This is a genomic window from Ramlibacter sp., assembly GCF_035627355.1.
Lineage (GTDB): Bacteria > Pseudomonadota > Gammaproteobacteria > Burkholderiales > Burkholderiaceae_C > Ramlibacter.
Genome location: NZ_DASPLW010000007.1, coordinates 251,531 through 272,907, shown reverse-complemented (window position 1 = coordinate 272,907; position 21,377 = coordinate 251,531). Strand labels below are relative to the sequence as shown.

At 70.8% G+C, this 21,377-nt stretch carries 20 protein-coding genes; 16 read left to right on the top strand and 4 right to left on the bottom strand.

Annotated elements, in window-relative coordinates; translation table 11 throughout:
- Positions 1–5: 5 nt before the first annotated feature.
- The 12 genes from VEC03_RS02735 (at position 6) to VEC03_RS02680 (ending at position 13,649) form a co-directional block, all read left to right on the top strand.
- Positions 6–1,376, top strand: coding sequence for a UDP-N-acetylmuramoyl-tripeptide--D-alanyl-D-alanine ligase (locus tag VEC03_RS02735; RefSeq protein ID WP_414708448.1), 1,371 nt, complete (start codon positions 6–8; stop codon positions 1,374–1,376).
- Complete coding sequence (mraY, locus tag VEC03_RS02730) at positions 1,366–2,544, top strand: phospho-N-acetylmuramoyl-pentapeptide-transferase (protein WP_324912668.1); 1,179 nt, start codon at positions 1,366–1,368, stop codon at positions 2,542–2,544. The genes VEC03_RS02735 and mraY overlap by 11 nt, the downstream gene beginning before the upstream one ends.
- Complete coding sequence (gene murD, locus VEC03_RS02725) at positions 2,541–4,067, top strand: UDP-N-acetylmuramoyl-L-alanine--D-glutamate ligase (RefSeq protein ID WP_324912591.1); 1,527 nt, start codon at positions 2,541–2,543, stop codon at positions 4,065–4,067. The genes mraY and murD overlap by 4 nt, the downstream gene beginning before the upstream one ends.
- Entirely contained in the window at positions 4,064–5,287 is a 1,224-nt protein-coding gene (gene ftsW / locus VEC03_RS02720) for a putative lipid II flippase FtsW (protein WP_324912590.1), read from the top strand. The genes murD and ftsW overlap by 4 nt, the downstream gene beginning before the upstream one ends.
- Positions 5,284–6,348, top strand: coding sequence for an undecaprenyldiphospho-muramoylpentapeptide beta-N-acetylglucosaminyltransferase (murG, locus tag VEC03_RS02715; RefSeq protein ID WP_324912589.1), 1,065 nt, complete (start codon positions 5,284–5,286; stop codon positions 6,346–6,348). Before ftsW ends, murG begins: the two co-directional genes overlap by 4 nt.
- A complete protein-coding gene (murC, locus tag VEC03_RS02710; RefSeq protein ID WP_324912588.1) occupies positions 6,345–7,757 on the top strand; it encodes a UDP-N-acetylmuramate--L-alanine ligase in 1,413 nt (470 codons plus the stop codon). Before murG ends, murC begins: the two co-directional genes overlap by 4 nt.
- Positions 7,754–8,752 (top strand): D-alanine--D-alanine ligase, encoded by a 999-nt coding sequence (locus VEC03_RS02705; protein WP_324912587.1) that lies wholly within the window; start codon positions 7,754–7,756, stop codon positions 8,750–8,752. Before murC ends, VEC03_RS02705 begins: the two co-directional genes overlap by 4 nt.
- Complete coding sequence (locus VEC03_RS02700) at positions 8,749–9,624, top strand: cell division protein FtsQ/DivIB (RefSeq protein WP_324912586.1); 876 nt, start codon at positions 8,749–8,751, stop codon at positions 9,622–9,624. Before VEC03_RS02705 ends, VEC03_RS02700 begins: the two co-directional genes overlap by 4 nt.
- Before the next feature lie 15 nt (positions 9,625–9,639).
- Positions 9,640–10,869, top strand: coding sequence for a cell division protein FtsA (gene ftsA, locus VEC03_RS02695; protein ID WP_324912585.1), 1,230 nt, complete (start codon positions 9,640–9,642; stop codon positions 10,867–10,869).
- A gap of 129 nt (positions 10,870–10,998) precedes the next feature.
- Positions 10,999–12,234, top strand: a complete 1,236-nt coding sequence (ftsZ, locus tag VEC03_RS02690; RefSeq protein ID WP_324912584.1) for a cell division protein FtsZ — start codon at positions 10,999–11,001, stop codon at positions 12,232–12,234.
- A gap of 307 nt (positions 12,235–12,541) precedes the next feature.
- Positions 12,542–13,465 (top strand): UDP-3-O-acyl-N-acetylglucosamine deacetylase, encoded by a 924-nt coding sequence (gene lpxC / locus VEC03_RS02685; RefSeq protein ID WP_324912583.1) that lies wholly within the window; start codon positions 12,542–12,544, stop codon positions 13,463–13,465.
- Positions 13,466–13,469: 4 nt separating this feature from the next.
- Entirely contained in the window at positions 13,470–13,649 is a 180-nt protein-coding gene (locus tag VEC03_RS02680; RefSeq protein WP_324912582.1) for a hypothetical protein, read from the top strand.
- 19 nt (positions 13,650–13,668) lie between these two features.
- Here VEC03_RS02680 and ruvC read toward each other — a convergent pair whose 3' ends face one another.
- Positions 13,669–14,217, bottom strand: a complete 549-nt coding sequence (gene ruvC, locus VEC03_RS02675) for a crossover junction endodeoxyribonuclease RuvC (RefSeq protein WP_324912581.1) — start codon at positions 14,215–14,217, stop codon at positions 13,669–13,671.
- 160 nt (positions 14,218–14,377) lie between these two features.
- On the opposite strand from ruvC, the gene VEC03_RS02670 reads away from it, so the two are divergent.
- Positions 14,378–14,698 carry a BON domain-containing protein gene (locus VEC03_RS02670; RefSeq protein ID WP_324912580.1) on the top strand — a complete coding sequence of 107 codons (321 nt, stop codon included), beginning with the start codon at positions 14,378–14,380 and terminating at the stop codon, positions 14,696–14,698.
- Positions 14,699–14,706: 8 nt separating this feature from the next.
- On the opposite strand, the gene VEC03_RS02665 is transcribed toward VEC03_RS02670, so the two are convergent.
- Together VEC03_RS02665 and VEC03_RS02660 are read right to left on the bottom strand one after the other, a co-directional pair.
- On the bottom strand, positions 14,707–15,705 hold the full coding sequence (locus VEC03_RS02665) for a phosphatidate cytidylyltransferase (protein ID WP_324912579.1): 999 nt from the start codon (positions 15,703–15,705) through the stop codon (positions 14,707–14,709).
- Positions 15,702–16,313, bottom strand: coding sequence for a lysophospholipid acyltransferase family protein (locus tag VEC03_RS02660; protein WP_324912578.1), 612 nt, complete (start codon positions 16,311–16,313; stop codon positions 15,702–15,704). The genes VEC03_RS02665 and VEC03_RS02660 overlap by 4 nt, the downstream gene beginning before the upstream one ends.
- Before the next feature lie 99 nt (positions 16,314–16,412).
- Here VEC03_RS02660 and VEC03_RS02655 point away from each other — a divergent pair, with 99 nt between their 5' ends.
- The 3 genes from VEC03_RS02655 (at position 16,413) to VEC03_RS02645 (ending at position 19,900) form a co-directional block, all read left to right on the top strand.
- Complete coding sequence (locus tag VEC03_RS02655) at positions 16,413–17,228, top strand: CAP domain-containing protein (RefSeq protein WP_324912577.1); 816 nt, start codon at positions 16,413–16,415, stop codon at positions 17,226–17,228.
- Positions 17,229–17,425: 197 nt separating this feature from the next.
- Positions 17,426–18,412, top strand: a complete 987-nt coding sequence (galE, locus tag VEC03_RS02650) for a UDP-glucose 4-epimerase GalE (protein WP_324912576.1) — start codon at positions 17,426–17,428, stop codon at positions 18,410–18,412.
- A 69-nt stretch (positions 18,413–18,481) separates the two neighbouring features.
- Positions 18,482–19,900: a nucleotide sugar dehydrogenase gene (locus VEC03_RS02645; protein WP_324912575.1), complete on the top strand. Its 1,419-nt coding sequence runs from the start codon at positions 18,482–18,484 to the stop codon at positions 19,898–19,900.
- An 18-nt stretch (positions 19,901–19,918) separates the two neighbouring features.
- Here VEC03_RS02645 and VEC03_RS02640 read toward each other — a convergent pair whose 3' ends face one another.
- Positions 19,919–21,187 (bottom strand): glycosyltransferase family 4 protein, encoded by a 1,269-nt coding sequence (locus VEC03_RS02640; protein ID WP_414708446.1) that lies wholly within the window; start codon positions 21,185–21,187, stop codon positions 19,919–19,921.
- Positions 21,188–21,377 lie beyond the last annotated feature (190 nt).

The window sequence follows — 21,377 nt, the reverse complement described above, 5'->3', positions numbered from 1 at the left end:
CGGCCATGACCACTTTGCAGCAGGTGGCCGACTGGACCGGTGGCCGCGTGGTCGGCGACGCCACGCTGGCCTTCGGGCGCGTGCACTCGGACACCCGCACGCTGCAGCGCGGCGACCTGTTCGTGGCCCTGCGCGGCGATCGCTTCGATGCCAACGACTTCCTGCCCGAGGCCCAGGCGCGCGGCGCGGTCGCGGCGCTCGCCCACCCCGGCCGGCTGCCGGCGGGCTTCGCGGGCGTCGAAGTCGCCGACACCCGGCTCGCGCTCGGGCAGCTCGCGCGCGGCTGGCGGATGCAGCACCGGCTGCCGCTGGTCGCCGTCACCGGCAGCAACGGCAAGACTACCGTGACGCAGATGATCGCGTCCATCCTGCGCGCCTGGCAGCCGGAGCACCACCTGGCGACGCAGGGCAACCTGAACAACGACATCGGCCTGCCGCTCACCGTTCTGCGGCTGCGGGCCGGGCACCGGGTCGGGGTGCTGGAGCTGGGGATGAACCACCCCGGCGAGATCGCCTACCTGGCCGACATCGCGCGGCCCACCGTGGCCCTGGTCAACAACGCGCAGCGCGAGCACCAGGAGTTCATGGCCACGGTGGAAGCGGTCGCGCGGGAGAACGGCGCGGTGTTCGCGGCGATGGTCCACAACGGGGTCGCGGTGTTCCCCGCCGGCGATGCGTTCACGCCGCTGTGGCAGGAACTGGCCCAGGGCCGCACCTGCCTGACCTTCGGCGACGGCGGCAGCGGCGCCGACCTCGCGCTGGTGACCGCGCAGTGGCAGCAGGGACGATGGGCGGTGCGCGCCTCCACCCCGGCCGGCGCGCTGGCCTTCGTGCTGCGCATCGCCGGGCGCCACAACGTCCTCAATGCGCTGGCGGCCGCCGCCTGCGCGCTGGCCGCAGGGGCTCCGCTGGCCGCGATCGTGCAGGGCCTGCAGGACTTCGAGCCGGTGAAGGGCCGCTCGCGTGCGCAGTCGGTCCGCATCGCAGGGCGCGAGCTGACGCTGATCGACGATAGCTACAACGCCAACCCGGATTCGGTGCGCGCCGCCATCGACGTGCTGGCCGAACTGCCGGGTCCGCGCCTGCTGGTGCTGGGCGACATGGGCGAGGTCGGCGACCAGGGGCCCCAGTTCCACGCCGAGGTGGGCCAGTACGCGCGCCAGCGCGGCATCGAGCGCCTGTTCACGCTGGGCGAGCAGTCGCGCGCCATGGGCGGCGAGCACTTCGAGGACGTGGACGCCCTCAACGCCGCCGTGCGGGCGCAGCTGGCGGGCACCGCGAGCATCCTGGTCAAGGGTTCGCGCTTCATGATGATGGAACGCGTGGTGCAGGCCATCGAACAACAACAAGAAGGAAAGGATGGCGATGCTGCTTAGCCTGGCCGTGTGGCTGCAGACCCTGGGACCCGAGTTCGGCTTCCTGCGCGTGTTCCAGTACATCACCTTCCGCGCCGTGATGGCGGCGCTGACCGCGCTGCTGATCGGGCTGATCGCGGGCCCCTGGGTGATCCGCCGCCTGACCGAGCTGAAGATCGGCCAGCCGGTGCGCGACTACGCGATGCAGTCCCACCTGTCCAAGCGCGGCACGCCCACCATGGGCGGCGTGCTGGTGCTGCTGGCGATCGCGGTGGCCACCCTGCTGTGGTTCGACCTGTCCAACCGCTTCGTCTGGATCGTGCTGGTGGTCACGCTGGGCTTCGGGATGATCGGCTGGGCCGACGACTGGCGCAAGGTCGTCAACAAGGACCCGGAAGGCATGCGCTCGCGCGAGAAGTACTTCTGGCAGTCGGTGATCGGGCTGATCGCGGCGATGTACCTGGTGTTCAGCATCTCCGAGAGCAACAACGTCCGGGTGGTGGAGCTGTTCTTCGCCTGGGTGCAATCGGGCTTCGACGTCGACCTGCCGCCCAAGGCCGGCCTGCTGGTGCCCTTCTTCAAGGAAGTGAGCTATCCGCTGGGGGTGTTCGGCTTCGTGTTCCTCACCTACGTGGTGATCGTGGGCTCGAGCAATGCGGTGAACCTGACCGACGGCCTGGACGGGCTGGCGATCATGCCGGTGGTGATGGTGGGCTCGGCGCTGGGCGTGTTCGCCTACGTCACCGGCAGCGCGGTGTACTCCAAGTACCTGTTCTTCCCCCACATTCCCGGCTCGGGCGAACTCCTGATCTTCTGCGCCGCGATGGCGGGGGCCGGGCTGGCCTTCCTGTGGTTCAACACGCACCCGGCCCAGGTCTTCATGGGCGACGTCGGCGCGCTGGCGCTGGGCGGCGCGCTAGGCACCATCGCGGTGATCGTGCGCCAGGAGATCGTGCTGGCCATCATGGGCGGCGTGTTCGTCGCCGAGGCACTGTCGGTGATGGCGCAGGTCATGTACTTCAAGTACACGCGCCGGCGCTACGGCGAGGGCCGGCGCATCCTGAAGATGGCGCCGCTGCACCACCACTACGAGAAGAGCGGCTGGACCGAGACCCAGGTCGTGGTGCGCTTCTGGATCATCACCATGCTGCTGTGCCTGGTGGGGCTGTCCACGCTGAAACTGAGGTGAACCCGGTGCACGACGAGTCCCTCCCGCGCAGCGTCCTCATCCTCGGCCTCGGCGAGTCCGGGCTGGCGATGGCGCGCTGGTGCGCGGGCGCGGGTGCCGCCGTGACGGTGGCCGACACGCGCGAGCAGCCGCCGCGGCTGGCGGCGCTGCGCGAGGAGCTGCCGCAGGCGCGCTTCGTGGGCGGCGCCTTCGAGCCCGGCCTGCTGGACGGGGTGGACGAGGTGTACCGCAGCCCCGGCCTGTCGCCGCAGCAGGCCGCCGCGGTGCTGCAGGCGGCGCAGGAGCGCGCCATCCCGGTCGGCGGCGAACTGGACCTGTTCATGGCCGGACTGGCCGCCCTGCGCGAGGCGCACGGCTACGCGCCGGTGCTGCTGGCCGTGACCGGCACGAACGGCAAGACGACGGTGACGGCGCTCACCGGCCAGCTGGTGGAGCGCAGCGGCCGCACCGTCGCAGTGGCCGGCAACATCGGCCCGACGCTGCTGGACACGCTGGCCGCGAAGATCGAGGCGCAGGCGCTGCCGCAGGCCTGGGTGCTGGAGCTGTCCAGCTTCCAGCTCGACGCCTGCCGCGGCTTCGAGCCGACCGCGGCGGCGGTGCTGAACGTGACCCAGGACCACCTGGACTGGCACGGCGGCATGGACGCCTACGCGGCGGCCAAGGCCCGCATCTTCGGCGAGCACACGCTGATGGTGCTCAACCGCGAGGACCCGCGCGTGATGCAGATGCTGCCGCCGCCGGTGAAGGTGCGCGGCGGACGCATGGAGCAGCGCGAGCACCTCACCTTCGGCGGCGACATGCCGCAACGGCCCGGCGACTTCGGCATCGAGGTGGTCAACGGCATGGCCTGGCTGGTGCGCGCGTTCGAGGCCGACGAGACGCAGAAGCGCCGCCCAAAGGATGAAGAGGTCGAGCTGCACATCCAGCGCCTGATGCCGGCCGAGGCCCTGCGCATCCGCGGCCGCCACAACGCCGTCAATGCGCTGGCGGCGCTGGCGCTGGCCAGCGCCAGCGGCGCGCAGCTCGCCCCCATGCTGTACGGCCTGCGCGAATACCGCGGCGAGCCGCACCGGGTCGAGCCCGTGGGCATCGTCAACGAGGTCGAGTACTTCGACGACAGCAAGGGCACCAACGTGGGCGCCACCGTGGCGGCGCTGGCGGGCCTGGGCGCCGAGCGCAAGCTGGTGGTGATCCTGGGCGGCGATGGCAAGGGGCAGGACTTCGCGCCGCTGGCCGATCCGGTGGCGCGCCACGCGCGCGCTGTGCTGCTGATCGGCCGCGACGGACCGCTGGTCGGCGCCGCCCTGCAGGCCACGGGCGTGCCGCTGCTGGAGGCCGCTTCACTGGAGGAAGCGGTGCGGGTGGCGGCGCAGCGCGCCCATGCCGGCGACGCCGTGCTGATGTCGCCGGCCTGCGCCAGCCTGGACATGTTCCGCAACTACGAGCACCGCGCCGAGGTCTTCCGCGCCGCGGTGCAGTCGCTGGCTGACGAAGCCGGCGTGCCCCTGGAGGGTGGCGCATGAACGCGCTGGCAGCCCGCATCGGCGGCTGGTTCGGCCGTGGCGGCGGCCGGCCGGCCGCGCGCGGCTACGCGGCCGCGCCGGCCCGCATCCAGGCCTTCGACCAGCCGCTGCTGTGGGTGACGGTGGCGCTGCTGGCCTTCGGGCTGGTGATGGTGTATTCGGCGTCCATCGCGCTGCCGGACAACCCGCGCTTCGCCCGTTACGCCCACACCCACTTCCTGCTGCGGCACCTGCTGTCGCTGGCGCTGGGTTTCGTGGCGGCCATGATCGCCTTCCAGGTGCCGGTGAGCACCTGGGAGAAGACGGCGCCCTGGCTGTTCCTCGCGTCGCTGGCGCTGCTGGCCATCGTGCTGATCCCGCACGTGGGCAAGGGCGTCAACGGCGCCCGCCGCTGGATCGGCCTGGGCGTGATGAGTTTCCAGCCCTCGGAGCTGGCCAAGCTGGCGGTGCTGCTCTACGCGTCCAACTACATGGTGCGCCGCATGGGCGTGAAGGAGCGCTTCTTCCGCGCCGTGCTGCCCATGGCCGCGGCCGTGGCCGTGGTCGGCCTGCTGCTGCTGGCCGAGCCGGACATGGGGGCCTTCATGGTGATCGCGGTGATCGCGATGGGCATCCTGTTCCTGGGCGGGGTGAACGCGCGCATGTTCTTCCTGATCGCCACCGTGATCGTGGTGGCCTTCGCGCTGATGATCGCGGCCTCGGACTGGCGGCGCGAGCGCATCTTCGCCTACCTCGACCCGTGGAGCGAGAAGCACGCGCTCGGCAAGGGCTACCAGCTGTCGCACTCGCTGATCGCGATCGGCCGCGGCGAGATCTTCGGCGTCGGCCTGGGCGGCAGCGTGGAGAAGCTGCACTGGCTGCCGGAGGCGCACACCGACTTCCTGCTGGCGGTGATCGGCGAGGAGTTCGGGCTGGTCGGCCTGCTGGCGGTGATCGTCGCCTTCTTCTGGCTGACCCGGCGCATGGTCCACATCGGCCGCCAGGCCGTGGCGCTGGACCGGGTGTTCGCCGGGCTGGCCGCCCAGGGCGTCGGCCTGTGGGTCGGCTTCCAGGCCTTCATCAACATGGGCGTCAACCTGGGCGCATTGCCGACCAAGGGCCTGACCCTGCCGCTCATGAGCTACGGCGGTTCGGCCATCCTGATGAACCTGGTCGCGATCGCGCTGGTATTGCGCATCGACTACGAGAACAGGGTTCTCATGCGCGGAGGCCGGGCATGAGCAAGTGCGCCCTGATCATGGCCGGTGGTACCGGCGGCCACATCTTCCCCGGGCTGGCGGTGGCCGAGGCGCTGCGCGAGCGCGCCTGGCGCGTGCACTGGCTGGGCGCGCCCGGCAGCATGGAAAGCCGGCTGGTGCCGCCGCGCGGCTTCGACTTCGAGCCGGTCGATTTCGGCGGCGTGCGCGGCAAGGGCCCGATCACGCTGGCGTTGCTGCCGGTGCGCTTGCTGCGCGCGTTCTGGCAGAGCCTGCGCGTGGTGCGCCGGGTGCAGCCGGACGTGGTGGTCGGGCTGGGCGGTTACATCACCTTTCCAGGCGGGATGATGAGCGTGCTGCTGGGCAAGCCGCTGGTGCTGCACGAGCAGAACTCGGTCGCGGGCATGGCCAACAAGGTGCTGGCCGGCGTGGCCGACCGCGTGTTCAGCGCCTTCCCGGACGTGCTGGCCAAGGCGCGCTGGATCGGCAATCCGCTGCGCGCCGCCTTCCTGCAGCAGCCAGCGCCGGCGGAACGCTTTGCCGGCCGCAGCGGGCCGCTCAAGGTGCTGGTGGTCGGCGGCAGCCTGGGCGCGCGCGCGCTCAACGAGACCGTGCCGCGGGCGCTGGCGCTGATGGCCCCCGAACGTCGCCCGCACGTGCTGCACCAGAGCGGCGCCAAGCAGATCGACGAACTGCGCGCCAACTACCAGGCCGCCGGCGTGCAGGCCGAACTCACTCCCTTCATCGACGACACCGCCGATGCCTTCGCCGAAGCCGACCTGGTGATCGCCCGGGCCGGCGCCAGCACCGTCACCGAACTGGCGGCGGTGGGCGCGGCGGCGGTGTACGTCCCGTTCCCGCACGCCGTGGACGACCACCAGACCACCAACGCCCGCTTCATCGTCGATGCCGGCGGCGGCTGGCTGCAGCCGCAGCCGCAGTTCACGCCCGAATGGCTCGCGGAGCTGCTGCAGCAGGTGACGCGCACCGACCTGCTGCAGAAGGCCACCGCCGCCCATGCCCTGGCCCGGACCGGCGCGACCGCGGAGATGGTCACCGCCTGCGAGGAACTCGCACAACCATGAAACACGCCATCAAGCACATCCATTTCGTCGGCGTGGGCGGCTCCGGCATGTCGGGGATCGCCGAGATCCTGTTCAACCTGGGCTACACGATCTCCGGCTCCGACCTGTCCGACAGCGCCACGCTGCGCCGGCTTCAGGACCTGGGCGTCCGCACCTGCATCGGCCACTCGGCCAGCCACATCGCCGGCGCCGACGCGGTGGTCACGTCGACCGCCGTGCAGGCCGACAACCCCGAGGTGCTGGCGGCGCGCCAGCGCAAGATCCCGGTGGTGCCGCGCGCCATGATGCTGGCCGAGCTGATGCGCCTGAAGCAGGGCATCGCGATCGCCGGCACCCACGGCAAGACCACCACCACCAGCCTGGTGGCCAGCGTGCTGGCCGAGGGCGGGCTGGACCCGACCTTCGTGATCGGCGGGCGCCTGAACAGCGCCGGCGCCAACGCCAAGCTCGGCGCCGGCGACTACATCGTGGTCGAGGCCGACGAGTCGGACGCCTCCTTCCTGAACCTGATGCCGGTGATGGCGGTGGTGACCAACATCGACGCCGACCACATGGAGACCTACGGCCACGACTTCGGCCGGCTCAAGGGCGCCTTCGTCGACTTCCTGCACCGCATGCCGTTCTACGGCACCGCGATCCTGTGCACCGACGATCCGGCGGTGCGCGACATCGTGGCGGAGGTGAAGTGCCCCGTCACCACCTACGGCACCGGCGCCGACGCGCAGGTGCGCGCCGTCGACATCCGCGCCGCCGGGGCCCAGATGCAGTTCACCGCGGTGCGGCGCAACGGCGTCACGCTGCCCGACCTGCCGGTCACGCTGAACCTCGCCGGGCACCACAACGTGCTCAATGCGCTGTCGGCGATCGCCGTGGCGGCGGAGCTGAACGTGCCCGACGCGGCGGTGCAGAAGGCGCTGTCGGAGTTCCATGGCGTGGGCCGGCGCTTCCAGCGCTACGGCGACGTGCGGGTGCCGGCGGCCAACGGCGGCGGCCGCTTCAGCGTGATCGAGGACTACGGCCACCACCCGGTGGAGATCGCCGCCACGCTGGCGGCGGCCCGCGGCGCGTTCCCGGGCCGGCGGCTGGTGGTGGCCTTCCAGCCGCACCGCTACACGCGCACGCGCGACTGCTTCGAGGACTTCGTCAAGGTGCTGGGCCAGGCCGACGCGGTGCTGCTGGCCGAGGTCTATGCGGCCGGCGAGCCGCCGATCGTGGCGGCCGACGGCCGCTCGCTGGCGCGCGCGCTGCGCGTGGCCGGCAAGGTCGAGCCGGTGTTCGTCGACGAGATCGGCGCCATGCCGCAGGCCATCCTCGACGTCGCCCGCGACGGCGACGTCCTCATGTGCATGGGCGCCGGCTCGATCGGCGCGGTGCCGGCCAGGCTGGTGGAGATCGGGGGCGTGGCATGAGCGGCATCGACGTCAAGGCCCTGGGCAAGGTCGCCGTCCTCATGGGCGGCCGCTCGGCCGAGCGCGAGGTCTCGCTGATGTCCGGCAGCGGCGTGCTGCAGGCGCTGCAGAGCAAGGGCGTGAAGGCGCATGCCTTCGACCCGGCCGAGCGCGAACTGTGCGAGCTCAAGCGCAAGGGCTTCAAGCGTTGCTTCATTGCCCTGCACGGCCGCTTCGGCGAGGACGGCACGGTGCAGGGTGCGCTGGAACTGCTGGGCATCCCCTACACCGGCTCGGGCGTGATGGCCTCGGCCGTGTCCATCGACAAGGTGATGACCAAGCGCATCTGGCAGGCCGAGGGCCTGCCGACGCCGGGCTGGCGGCTGCTGCAGCGCGGCGTGTTCACGCGCGAGCAGGTGCGCGAGATCCCGGATGCGCTCGGCCTGCCGGTGATCGTCAAGCCGGCACGCGAGGGCTCGTCCATCGGCGTGGCCAAGGTGCAGGGCTACTCCGAGATGCAGCAGGCGGTGGACGCCGCCGCGGCACTGGACCCCGACGTGCTGTGCGAGCAGTTCATCGCCGGCGAGGAGGTCACCTGCCCGGTGCTGGGCAGCGGCGACTCGGCGCGCGCGCTGCCGGTGATCCGCATCGTGGCGCCCGAGGGCAACTACGACTACCAGAACAAGTACTTCACCGACGACACCAAGTACCTGGTGCCCTGCGGCCTGCCCGAAGGCGAGGAGGCGGCGATCCAGGAGCTGGTGCTCAAGGCGTACCGCGTGCTCGGCTGCCGCGGCTGGGGGCGGGTCGACGTGATGATCGACGCCGCCACGCGCAAGCCCTGGCTGCTGGAGATCAACACCTCGCCCGGCATGACCGGCCATTCGCTGGTGCCCATGTCGGCGCGCGCGGCGGGGATCAGCTACGAGGACCTGTGCCTGCAGCTGCTCGCCTCGGCCGCGCTCGACCACGAGCGCGGCGGGCAGGCCAGCGCCAAGGAGGGCGCCGCCGAATGAGCGCCGCGCTGCAGCAGCCCTTCGACGTGCGGCTGATGAACGGCACCGCCACGGTGCTGTTCGGGGTCGTCGCCGGCCTGTTGCTGGGCGCGCTGGGCTGGTGGGCGCTGCGCCATCCGCTGTTCTCGCTGGGCGGCATCACGGTGCAGGGCGGCGTGACGCACAACAGCGTGGCCACGCTGCGCGCCAACGTGGCGCCGCGGCTGTCCGGCAACTTCTTCACCGTGGACCTGGCGGCCACCCGCCGCGCCTTCGAGGCCGTGCCCTGGGTGCGGCAGGCGGAGGTCCGGCGCGAGTTCCCGGACCGCCTGCGCGTGGTGCTGGAGGAGCACCAGGCCGTGGCGTTCTGGGGCGAGGAGGGCGGCTCGCGCCTGGTCAACAGCTTCGGCGAGGTGTTCGAGGCCAATGCCGGCGAGGTCGAGCAGGAGGACCTGCCGCGGCTGGCCGGGCCCGACGGGCAGTCGGCGCAGGTGCTGGCCATGTACCGCGCGATCGCGCCGCTGTTCGCGCCGCTGGAGCTGTCGGCCGCGCGGCTGGAGCTGACCGGCCGCGGCAGCTGGCAACTGGAACTGGACAGCGGCGCGCTGGTGGAGCTGGGGCGCGGCGAGGTGGCCGACGTGCTGCCGCGTGCGCAGCGGCTGGCCGCCACGCTGGCCCAGGTGACGGCGCGCTACGGCCGCCAGCCCGAGTCGCTGCTGTCGGCCGACCTGCGCTATGGCGACGGCTATGCGATCCGGCTGCGGGGCGTGGGCACCGTGGCGGCGGAGGCCAAGGAAGGACCGGTGGCGGGTGCCGCCGGCAGGACCAAGGGGTCGGCGCGCGGCGCCGGCCCGGGGACGAAGGGACCGGCGGCCGCGGCCGCGGCCCGCTGAGGGGACGAGGGGAACATGGCAAAGGAATACAAGGACCTGGTCGTCGGCCTGGACATCGGCACCGCCAAGGTGATGGCGGTGGTGGCCGAGGTCCTGCCCGAAGGCGAACTCAAGCTCGCCGGGCTGGGGGTGGCGCCCTCGGGCGGGCTCAAGCGCGGCGTGGTGGTCAACATCGACGCCACCGTGCAGGCGATCCAGCAGGCGCTCAAGGAGGCCGAGCTGATGGCCGACTGCAAGATCTCGCGGGTCTACACCGGCATCACCGGCAGCCACATCCGCGGCATCAACTCCAGCGGCATGGTGGCGGTGAAGGACCGCGAGGTGACGCCGGCCGACGTGGCGCGGGTGGTGGAGACGGCGCGCGCGATCAACATCTCGACCGACCAGCGGCTGCTGCTGGTGGAGCCGCAGGAGTTCGTGATCGACGGCCAGGACGTGCGCGAGCCGATCGGCATGAGCGGCATCCGGCTGGAGGCCAAGATCCACATCGTGACCGGCGCCCAGAGCGCGGCCGAGAACATCATCAAGTGCGTGCGCCGCTGCGGGCTGGAGGTGGAGCAGCTGCTGCTCAACCCGCTGACATCCAGCCACGCCGTGCTCACGGCCGACGAGAAGGAGCTGGGCGTGGCGCTGGTGGACATAGGCGCCGGCACCACCGACGTGGCGATCTTCACCGGCGGCGCGATCCGCCACACCTCGGTGATCCCGATCGCCGGCGACCTGATCACCAGCGACATCGCGATGGCGCTGCGCACCCCGACCAAGGACGCCGAGGACATCAAGGTCGAGAGCGGCTACGCCAAGCAGCTGCTGGCCGACCCGGAGCAGCAGGTCGAGGTGCCGGGCCTGGGCGACCGCGGCCCGCGCATGCTGTCGCGCCAGGCGCTGGCCGGCGTGATCGAGCCGCGGGTGGAGGAGATCTACCAGCTGGTGCAGCAGGTGATCCGCGAGTCGGGCTACGAGGAGGTGCTGTCCTCCGGCGTGGTGATCACCGGCGGCAGCGCCGTGATGCCGGGCATGGTGGAACTGGGCGAGGACATCTTCCTCAAACCGGTGCGCCGAGGCATCCCGCAGTACACCGGGGCGCTGGCCGACATGGTGGCGCAGCCGCGCGCCGCCACCGTGATGGGCCAGCTGGAGGAAGCGCGCCTGGCGCGCGTGCGCGGCCAGAAGGTCGCGCAGAAGAACGGCTCCATGAAGACGGCCTTCTCGCGCATGCGCGACTTCATCGTGGGGAACTTCTGATGGACTTCGAACGGCGCGCCGGGCGACGACGACGACGATGGCGGTGCACCGATCCGCCATCCTGAACGTTCAGGTCTTTCACATCGACAACGACTTCAATCGGCAACTGCAAGGTATAGGAGAAATGAAATGCCCATCGAAATGATCGAGGAAGACGAAGGCTTCCACCTGGGCACGCAGATCAAGGTGATCGGCGTGGGAGGGGGCGGCGGCAACGCCGTCGAGCACATGATCGAGCGCGCGGTGCAGGGCGTGGAATTTATCACCGCCAACACCGACGCCCAGGCGCTGGTGCGCAGCGCGGCCCACAAGACCATCCAGCTCGGCAACAACGGACTGGGTGCGGGCGGCAAGCCCGATCGCGGCCGCGACGCGGCCGAGGTGGCCGAGCACGGCATCCGCGAGGCGATCGAGGGCGCGCACATGCTGTTCATCACGGCCGGCATGGGCGGCGGCACTGGCACCGGCGCGGCGCCGGTGATCGCGCGCATCGCCAAGGAGATGGGCATCCTCACGGTGGGCGTGGTGACCAAGCCGTTCGACTGGGAAGGCGGCCGCCGCATGACCAACGCCGAGCAGGGCCTGGCCGAACTGGAGGCCAACGTCGACTCGCTGATCGTGGTGCTCAACGAGAAGCTGCAGGAGGTGCTGGGCGACGACGTCACCCAGGACGAGGCCTTCGCGCATGCCAACGACGTGCTGAAGAACGCGGTCGGCGGCATCGCCGAGATCATCAACGTGCCCGGCCACGTCAACGTGGACTTCGAGGACGTGCGCACGGTGATGGGCGAGCCCGGCAAGGCGATGATGGGCACGGCGGTGGCCTCCGGCCCCGACCGCGCGCGCATCGCCGCCGAGCAGGCCGTCGCCTGCCCGCTGCTGGACGGCATCGACCTGTCGGGCGCCAAGGGCGTGCTGGTGCTGATCACCGCCGCGCGCGAGAGCCTGAAGCTGGCCGAGTCGCGCGAGGCGATGAACACCATCCGCGCCTACGCCTCGCCCGAAGCGCACGTGATCTTCGGCACCGCCTACGACCCCAGCCTGGGCGACGAGATGCGGGTGACGGTGGTCGCCACCGGGCTGTCGCGCCAGGGCCAGCAGCGCCGCACGGCGCCGCCGCTGCAGGTGCTGCGCACCGGCACCGACAACATGCCGGTGCACGTGCCGACCCTGCACAACCCGGTCGCCGGTGCCGGCGCCATGCAGGTGCCCGGTGTCGCCATGCCCGCGCCGGCCCCGGACCTGACGGTGCCCAGCGTCTGGCGCACCAACCGGGCCCAGGCCTCGTCCAAGGTCGAGGCGCTCAGCGCCGGCGGCATGGACGACTTCGAGATCCCGGCGTTCCTGCGGCGTCAAGCGGACTGAGCGTGAAGAAAACGCTGCGCGTTTTCTTCACGGTGTTCTGATCAGTCGAGCGAGGACCGGCGGAGCCGGATCCTCGCTCGAAGCACGTCGGCGCTGCATGCTATTCCGCGCCGACGGACTGCGCTCCGGCTGCGCCGGTCGCGCAAAGGGCCCCGGACGCTCATCCCCGCCCTAGGCCGTCATCGCCGCCCCCTCCGTGTCATCCCCGCGGAGGCGGGGATCCAGTCCTCCGGCTCTCGCGCCGAGGCGCGTCCGCAAGGTTGTCCCGCGCTACACGCCGTTTACCTTCCCTCCCTAGAATTCACCCATGCTTCCCCAGCGCACCCTCAAGACCCTCACCCGTGCCGTCGGCGTGGGGCTGCATGGCGGGCAGCGGGTGGAGTTGACGCTGCGGCCGGCGCAGCCGGACACGGGCATCGTGTTCCGGCGGGTGGACCTGCCCGAGCCGGTGGACATCCCGGTGTCGGCGGAGGCGGTGACCGACACGCGGCTGGCCTCGACCGTGTCCAACGGCACGGTGAAGGTGCACACGGTCGAACACCTGATGTCGGCCTGCGCCGGGCTGGGGCTGGACAACCTCTACATCGACATCACGGCCGAGGAAGTGCCGATCCTGGACGGCTCCTCGTCCTCGTTCGTGTTCCTGCTGCAAAGCGCCGGCATCGTGGCGCAGAACGCGCCGCGCCGCTTCATCCGCGTGCTCAAGCCGGTCGAGGTGCGCGAGGGCGAGGGCGACGCGCTCAAGTGGGCGCGCCTGGTGCCCTACCACGGCTACAAGCTCAGCTTCGAGATCGTCTTCGACCACCGCGTGGTCGACTCCACCGGCCAGCGGGTCGAGTTCGACCTCGGCCAGGGCAACTACCAGCGCGACATCGCGCGCGCCCGCACCTTCGGCTTCACCAAGGACGTGGAGATGATGCGGGCCAACGGCCTGGCGCTGGGCGGCGGCATGGACAACGCCATCGTGATGGACGACTACCGCGTCCTCAACACCGACGGCCTGCGCTACGAGGACGAGTTCGTCAAGCACAAGATCCTCGACGCCATGGGCGACCTGTACCTGCTGGGCAAGCCGATGCTGGCCGCGTACAGCGCCTTCCGCTCCGGCCACGCGCTGAACAACAAGCTGCTGCGCGCACTGCTGGCGCAGCGCGATGCCTGGGAACTGGTGACCTTCCAGGACGAGCGGCAGGCGCCCGCCGGCTTCGCCCAGCTCGCCCGCGCCTGGTAGGGGCATGCTGGTCTTCCGCTGGGCCCTGCTGCTGCTCCTGCTGGGCGCCGGCGTCTGCTTCGCCTTCTATGCCGCCACCGGCCAGCCGCGCTACCGGCGCCTGGGCCTGGTCACGCTCAAGTGGACCCTGATCGCGGCCTTCGGCTTCTTCGCGGTGCTGGTGGTCGAACGGCTGCGGGGCTGAACCCGCCCGGCGACTCGCCTCAGTAGGTCCGCCCGGCCTTGTACATGCCGGTGCTGCGGCGGCTGGTCTGCGTGGCTTGCGCGATGCGCGCCATCGCCTGCCCCGCGTGCGCGTGCGTGATCGCTAGGCCCAGCGCGTCGGCCGCGTCCTTGCCCGGCAGGCCGGGCAGCCTGAGCAGCCGCTTGACCATCTCCTGCACCTCGGCCTTGCCCGCCTTGCCGTAGCCGGCGACCGCCTGCTTCATCTGCAGCGCGGTGTACTCGGCCACCGGCAGCTCGCCGGCCACCAGGGCCGTGACGCACGCGCCGCGGGCCTGCCCGAGCAGCAGCGTGGCCTGCGGGTTGGCGTTGACGAACACGATCTCGACCGCCGCGGCATGGGGCTGGTAGCGCCCGCGTACCTCGGCGATGCCCTGGAACAGCACCTTCAGGCGCGCCGGCAGGTCGCCGCGCGGCAGGTGGGTGGTGCTGATGGTGCCGCTGGCGACGTACTGCAGCTCGTGGCCCAGCGCATCGACCACGCCGAAGCCGGTGTTCTGCAGGCCGGGGTCTATGCCGAGGATTCGCATGGGCGCTGCCGAGTCTACCTTCCGCTGCAGCGCACGCCGCGCATCGCCCGATGCCGAGACGGCAAAGCGAAAACGGTCGCCGCCCGCGGCGGCGCAGTCCTACAGGCCGCTTCGCAGCGCGGCGGCACGCTGGGCTTTTCGCATCGAATGGAGGTACCGAATGAAGACCTTGCTGATCGCATCGATGGTGGCCCTGGGCCTGGTCGGCTGTTCCAGCTTCAACTATGGCGACGCCGGACCGGGCGGCACGCGCACGGCCGGCCAGGCGGTGGACGACGCCACCATAGGCACCCGGTTGAAAGCGGCCTTGGCGGCCGATCCGGAGCTGAGCGCCATGAAGATCAACGTCGACACGCTGCAGGGCAACGTCAAGCTCAAGGGCCAGGTCAAGAGCATGAAGGAGTGGCGCAAGGCCGGCGAACTGGCCCGCAGCATCGACGGCGTGAAGTCGGTCGACAACCAGCTCGTGATCTCGGGCTGACGCGGCCCTCAGCCGCCGAAGTACCAGCGCGCCGAGTGGAAGAACACCGGTGCGCCGAAGCACAGGGCGTCGACGCGGTCCAGCAGCCCGTTGGCGCCCGTCACCGATGCGCGGTGGCCCCAGGCGGGCACGCCGCGATCGCGCTTGATCGCCTTCATCACCAGGTGACCCAGCGAGCCGGCGGCGCAGGCGATGAACGCCATCGCCACCGCCTGCCCCGGGCGGAAGGGCGTGATGAAGGAGAGCGCGCCGCCCAGCAGGCTGCCCACCGCCATGCCCAGCGACCAGGATGGCCAGTTGAAGCTGCGGCTCACGCCGGGGATCGACGGCGGCCGCTGCGACTGGCGCGCCAGCAGGTGCTGCACGACCATGCAGGTCTGCACCACGAACACGACGAAGAACACGAGGAAGGCGCCCTTGCCCTCGTAGCTGCGCTGCGGGAAATCGAGCAGCAGCAGGGCCGGCACGTGGCTCATGCCGTACACGCAGACCATGATGCCCCACTGCAGCTTGGCGTTGCGTTCCAGGAAGCGCTGGGTATCGCCGCCCAGCGCGCTGGCCAGCGGCAGCGCGAGGAACACGTAGACCGGGATGAAGACCGTGAACAGGTCGAAGCGCCGGGTAGCCGCCAGCCAGAATTGGACCGGCAGTACGACGAAGAACACCAGCACCAGGCTGCGGTGGTCGGCCCGCCGGGTCGGCGACAGCGTGATGAACTCGCGCAGCGCGAAGAAGGCGATCAGCGCGAAGAGCAGGGTGGCCCCGGCGTTGCCCGCGGCCCAGCCGACCCAGAACACCACCACCATGGCCCACGAGGTGGACAGCAGCTTGCGCAGGTCGGCCAGGCGCTCCTGCCGGCTGGCATCGTCGGCGTCCGGGCGGCTGCGGAAACCCAGCAGGAACACGGCGATGCTGGCCACGGCGAGGATGCCGAACACCAGAAAGAACAGCGCGCCGACCTGCTGCTCGGGCGACAGCGTGCGCAGGAAGTCGTAGGCGGCCCTCATAGGTCGCGCAGCGCGATCACGGCATCGCGCGCCCGCGCCAGGAAGGCATGGCGGTCCTCGCCGGGTTGCAGTTCGATGGGCGCGCCGAAGGTCACCGAGCACAGGATGGGCACCGGCACCACCTCGCCCTTGGGCATGACGCGCTGCACGTTGGCGATCCAGGCCGGCACCAGCACCACCTGCGGGAAGCGCAGCGCGAGGTTGTAGAGGCCGGCCTTGAAGGGCTGCGGCTCCTCGGCATGGCCGCGCGTGCCTTCGGGGAACAGGATGATGGAGTCGCCGTTCTCCAGCGCCCGCACCAGCGGCTCCAATGGATCCTGCTCGCCGGTGCGGGCACGGTCCACGTAGATGGCGTTGAACACCGCGGTGGTGATCCATTCCCGCAGCCGGCTCCGGGTCCAGTAGTCGCGCGCGGCGATCGGGCGGGTGATGCTGCGCAGTTCCTGCGGCAGCGCCGCCCAGATCATCACCAGGTCGGCATGGCTCTGGTGGTTGGCGAAGTAGATGCGCTGCTCGGCCTTGGGCGGGCAGCCGTGCCAGCGCGCCTGCGCCCCGGTGAGCAGCCGCACCAGGCCCAGCAGGAAGATGCCCATCGCCTTGGCCAGCATCGGCCGATCATAAGCACCGCTGAGCCAGCGGGGCACAAGTGCTTGCAGTTGAAGGCCGGCGCCACACTCGGGCTGCAGGCGGACCGCTATGCTGGACCGATGCGCCTGGCGGCCCTGTTCCTGGTCCTCGCGGTGCTGGTACCCGCAGCGTCGGCCCAGGCCCCGCTGTTGCAAGCCCTGCAGCGTGCCCGGCAGCAATGCGGCGCCGCCGGCCCGCCGCTCCAACCCAATCCCCAGCTCGACGAGGCCGCCCGCCGCCTGTCGCGCGGCGCCACGCTGTCCGGCGCGCTACAGGCCAGCGGCTACCGCGCCCAGCGCAGCGTGCAATGGTCGCTGCGTGGCTACCGCTCGCCGCAGGCGGCGGTACAGGCCCTGGTGCCGCAGCACTGCAAGGCGCTGGCCGACCCGGGGCTGCGCGAAGTCGGGTTGCAGCACGCGGGCGGGTCCTGGTGGGTGATCGCCGCAGCGCCCTTCGCGCCGCCCGCGTCCGGGCAGTCCGGCGATGTGGCGAGCCGCGTGCTGGCGCTGGTCAACCAGGCCCGCGCCCAGCCGCGCCGCTGCGGCAGCCAGGCGTTCGGCGCCGCCGGGCCGCTGGCAGGCAACCGCCTGCTGGCGCAGGCGGCGCAGGTCCATGCGGATTCCATGGCGCGCCACGGCTACCTGGAGCACCGGGGCCGTGACGGCAGCACCCCGGTCGAGCGGGTCGACCGCACGGGCTATCGCTGGCGCAGCGTGGGCGAGAACATCGCCTCGGGCCAGACCAGCGCGGAACAGGTGGTGCGCGGGTGGCTCGCCAGCCCCGAGCACTGCGTCAACATCATGGAGCCGCGCTTCACCGAGATGGGCGTGGCCTTCGCCGTCAACAAGGCCAGCACGGGCGGGATCTACTGGGCGCAGGTGTTCGGGCGGCGGTGAGGGCCTGACGGTCCCTTCCGGCGGCGATACCGCTCGTCCCTGCCGTTGCTTGCCCGAAAGACGGAGGCTTGCGGGACGTTTGCCCCGTGCAGACCGGGAGGTTCCTCCCGTGCAACCCTTGGCCCCTGCGTGCCCAATCGTCGTTCGCAGTTCCTTGGCTTGCGACGGTCGCCGGTGCGACCGCAGGGATGATCCGAATGAACGATGTCCGCACGATTCTCGTCACCGGTGGGGCAGGCTATATCGGCAGCCACGCGTGCGCCGCGCTGGCCCAGGCCGGCTACGTCCCGGTCGCCTACGACAACCTGAGTACCGGACACCGGGAGAGCGTACGCTGGGGACCGCTCGAAGTCGGGGACATCGGTGATCCGGCGCGGTTGGGCGAGGTGTTCCTGAAGTACAGGCCGGGAGCGATCCTGCACTTCGCGGCAAAAGCCTACGTGGGCGAGTCCATGGAGCATCCGCGCAAGTACTACCGCAACAACGTGGCCGGCACCATCGCGCTGCTCGAAGCCGCGCTCGTGCACGAAGCCAGGCACTTCGTCTTCTCGAGCAGTTGCGCCACCTATGGCCTGCCGCCCTCCGCGCAGGTCACGGAAGCAACGCCCCAGGTGCCCATCAGCCCGTACGGAGCCACGAAGCTGTTCTGCGAGCGAATGATCCTGGACTTCTGCCGCGCCTACGGGATGAGCGCCGCCTTGTTGCGCTACTTCAACGCGGCGGGCGCCCACCCGACGGAACCGATCGGCGAGTCGCACGACCCGGAACCGCACCTCATCCCCTGCATCCTCGATGTCGCCGCCGGACGCACTCCCGAAGCGAGGGTCCATGGGGGCGATCACCCGACCGTCGATGGCAGCTGCGTGCGGGACTATGTCCACGTGTGCGACCTGGCCGACGCGCACGTCCTGGCCTTGCAGTACCTGGAACGGGGCGGCGCCCCGGATGCGTTCAACCTGGGGAACGGCCAGGGCTTCTCGGTATTGCAGGTCATCGATGCGGCATCGCGCGTGACCGGGCGCGACATCCCCTACCGGATCTGTGAACGCCGCGCCGGCGACCCCGCGGCCGTCTACGCGGATGCCGGCAAGGCCGTTTCCAGGCTGGGCTGGCGGCCCCGGTTCGCCGACCTCGACGCGATCATCCGGCACGCCTGGCACTGGCACCAGCACCGGGACTGGTGAGCGGCTGCGGACGGGGGGCAACCCATCCGTGCGCAGCGACGGGCGCGCCTTCCCCCGCTTCCGGTAGGTTTGTCCCCCACCCACCGTGAGACTCCTCTCATGCCGTGCCGACGGCGTGCGCGCCAAATGCTCCGTTCACGAAAGGAGTTCTTCATGCCAGGCATCACCCCCAGGGGCGTGCAGCCGCAGTCGACGAAGGCTTCCGGGGCGCCAGGCCTCCAGGTCGTTTCCCGAAGGGCTCCCTTGCGCGCACTGCGGGACCCGCAGCGATTCGCGGACCTCGAACTCGCTGCCGCGGAGGTGAAGCCCGCCTCGAAGGCGAAGCAGGTCGCGGTGGTGGGCATGGGGTTCGTGGGGCTGGCGAACTCCTGCCTCCTGGCGAAGCACAACCGGGTCGTCGGCGTCGACGTGTCCGCGCAGAGGACGGCGGCCATCAATGCGGGTCGCAGTCCCATCGCCGACCCCGACATCGAGGCTTTCCTGTCTTCGCCCGGGGCGCGGCTGGAAGCGACCACTGATGCCGAGGCGGCCTTCGCGGGCGCGGACTACGTCATGATCGCCACCCCGACGAACTACGACCCGGCGACGAACCGTTTCGACACGCGAAGCGTGGAGGCGGTCGCCAGGCGGGTCATCGCCGTCAACCCGGCCGCGGTCATCGTCATCAAGTCCACCGTGCCGGTGGGCTTCACCGAGCGGCTGAAGGCGGAGACCGGTTGCCCCAACATCCTGTTCTCGCCGGAGTTCCTGCGGGAAGGACGCGCGCTGCACGACAACCTGCATCCATCCAGGATCATCGTGGGGGAGCAGTCCCAGCGCGGCCGCGCGGTCGCGGACCTGCTGCTGGAAGGCACGGTGGCCAGGAACGCGCCCGTGCTGCTGACCAGTTCCACCGAGGCGGAGGCGATCAAGCTCTTCGCGAACAGCTTCCTTGCCATGCGGGTGGCGTTCTTCAACGAGCTGGATTCCTACGCGCTCAGCCATGGGCTGGACACGCGGGCCATCATCGACGGGGTCTGCCTCGATCCCCGCATCGGGGCGCACTACAACAACCCGTCGTTCGGCTACGGCGGCTACTGCCTGCCGAAGGACACCCGGCAACTGCTGGCGAACTTCGGCGATGTTCCACAGGCGCTGATCGGGGCCATCGTCCGGTCGAATGCCACCCGCAAGGACTTCATCGCGGGAGCCATCCTGCAGCGCCGGCCCCGGACCGTCGGCTTCCACCGCCTGGTGATGAAGAGCGGAGCGGACAACTACCGTGCCTCGGCGATCCAGGGCGTGATGAAACGGATCAAGGCCAGCGGCGTCGAGGCACTGGTCTACGAGCCGCTGCTGCAGGAGGGCTCCTTCCTCGATTCGCGCGTGGTGCGGGACCTCGAGGCCTTCAAGCGGGACTGCGACGTGATCGTGGCCAACCGGCTCACGGACGACCTGCACGACGTGCGCGACAAGGTGTTCACCCGGGACCTGTTCGGCGCCGATTGACCGCGCCCGCGTGGCGCCTCATCGCACCGGTGCGACGGACCCCGTGGGGCCTCCCGTTTGCAAGGCATCGCCCGTGCCGCGCTGCACCGCCTGCAGGGAGAGCACCCCGCCCGACGCGGCAAGGTGGGGCCGCTTGCGGGGCGGCGCAGGCGGTGCGGCGTTCCGCGCGCCCATCGCGTCTTCGATGCACCGGCGATAGGCGCTGCGGAACGCATCGACCGAGAACCGCTCGGCCTGGGCCCGGCAGGCGAGGGGGCTGAACTGCCCGGCCTCCTCCTCGAAGCGCGCCACCGCAGCCATGACGGACTCGGGCGTCTGCTGCTCGAAGAACAGGCCGGTCGGCGCATCGCTGCCATCGAGCGGCCGCACGGTCTCGCGCGCGCCGCCACGCCCGTAGGCGATCACGGGGGTGCCGCAGGCCTGGGCTTCGACGAGCGTGATCCCGAAATCCTCTTCGGCGGCGAACACGAAGGCCTTGGCCCGCTGCATGTAGTGGCGCAGCTGGGCGGCGGGCTGGCGTCCGACCAGCTGGATGTTGGGCCGGCCGGCTGCCAGCTTGCGGCACCGGTCGAGGTCGGGGCCCTCCCCGACCACCACGATGCGCCGGTCGGGCATGCGCGCGAACGCCTCCACCAGGACGGGCATCTTCTTGTAGGGCACCATCCGTGCGGCCGCCAGGTAGAAGTCGTCCTTGTCGGCCTGCAGCGCGAAGGACTGGACGTCCACGGGGGGATGGACCACCACGCTGTCGCGCCCGTAGGCCTTGCGGATCCGGCGGCCGACGAAGGCGGAGTTGGCGATGAACAGGTCCACGCCGGCGGCGGTGCGGCAGTCCCACAGGCGCATGTAGTGCAGCGCGAGCCGGGCGAACAGGCCCTTGGCGCCACGGTCCAGTCCGGATTCCTGCAGGTACTGGTGCTGCAGGTCCCAGGCGTACCGGATCGGGCTGTGCACGTAACTCACATGCACCTGGTCGGGGCCGGTGAGAACCCCCTTGGCGACCGCGTGGCTGCTCGAGAGCACGAGGTCGTAGGCGCTGAGGTCGAGCTGCTCGATCGCCAGGGTCATGAGCGGCAGGTAGTGGCGGAACGCGCGGCGCGCGAAAGGCAGTCGCTGGATGAAGGTGGTGCGCACGTTCCGGCCCCCGAGGAACGCACGTTCGGAGCCGGACAGGAAGTCGACCACCCCGAAGACGTCGGCCTGGGGGAACAGCGCCAGCATCTGCTCGACGACCCGTTCCGAGCCGGCGTAACTGTCGAACCACTCGTGGACGATCGCGACTTTCACCCGGATACCTCCGTGCGGCTGGGCGCACCTGGGACTGCACATCCGCAGTGTCGCGCGGCAGCCGGCCCGCGACCCATGACGAACGTCCCGGGTCGGCTGGACATTCATCCCGGCCGGCAAAAAAAAGCCGCGGACGCAAACGCGTCCGCGGCGGCCATGCCGGTCAGGAGGGGGCGAGCCGAGGCGCCGG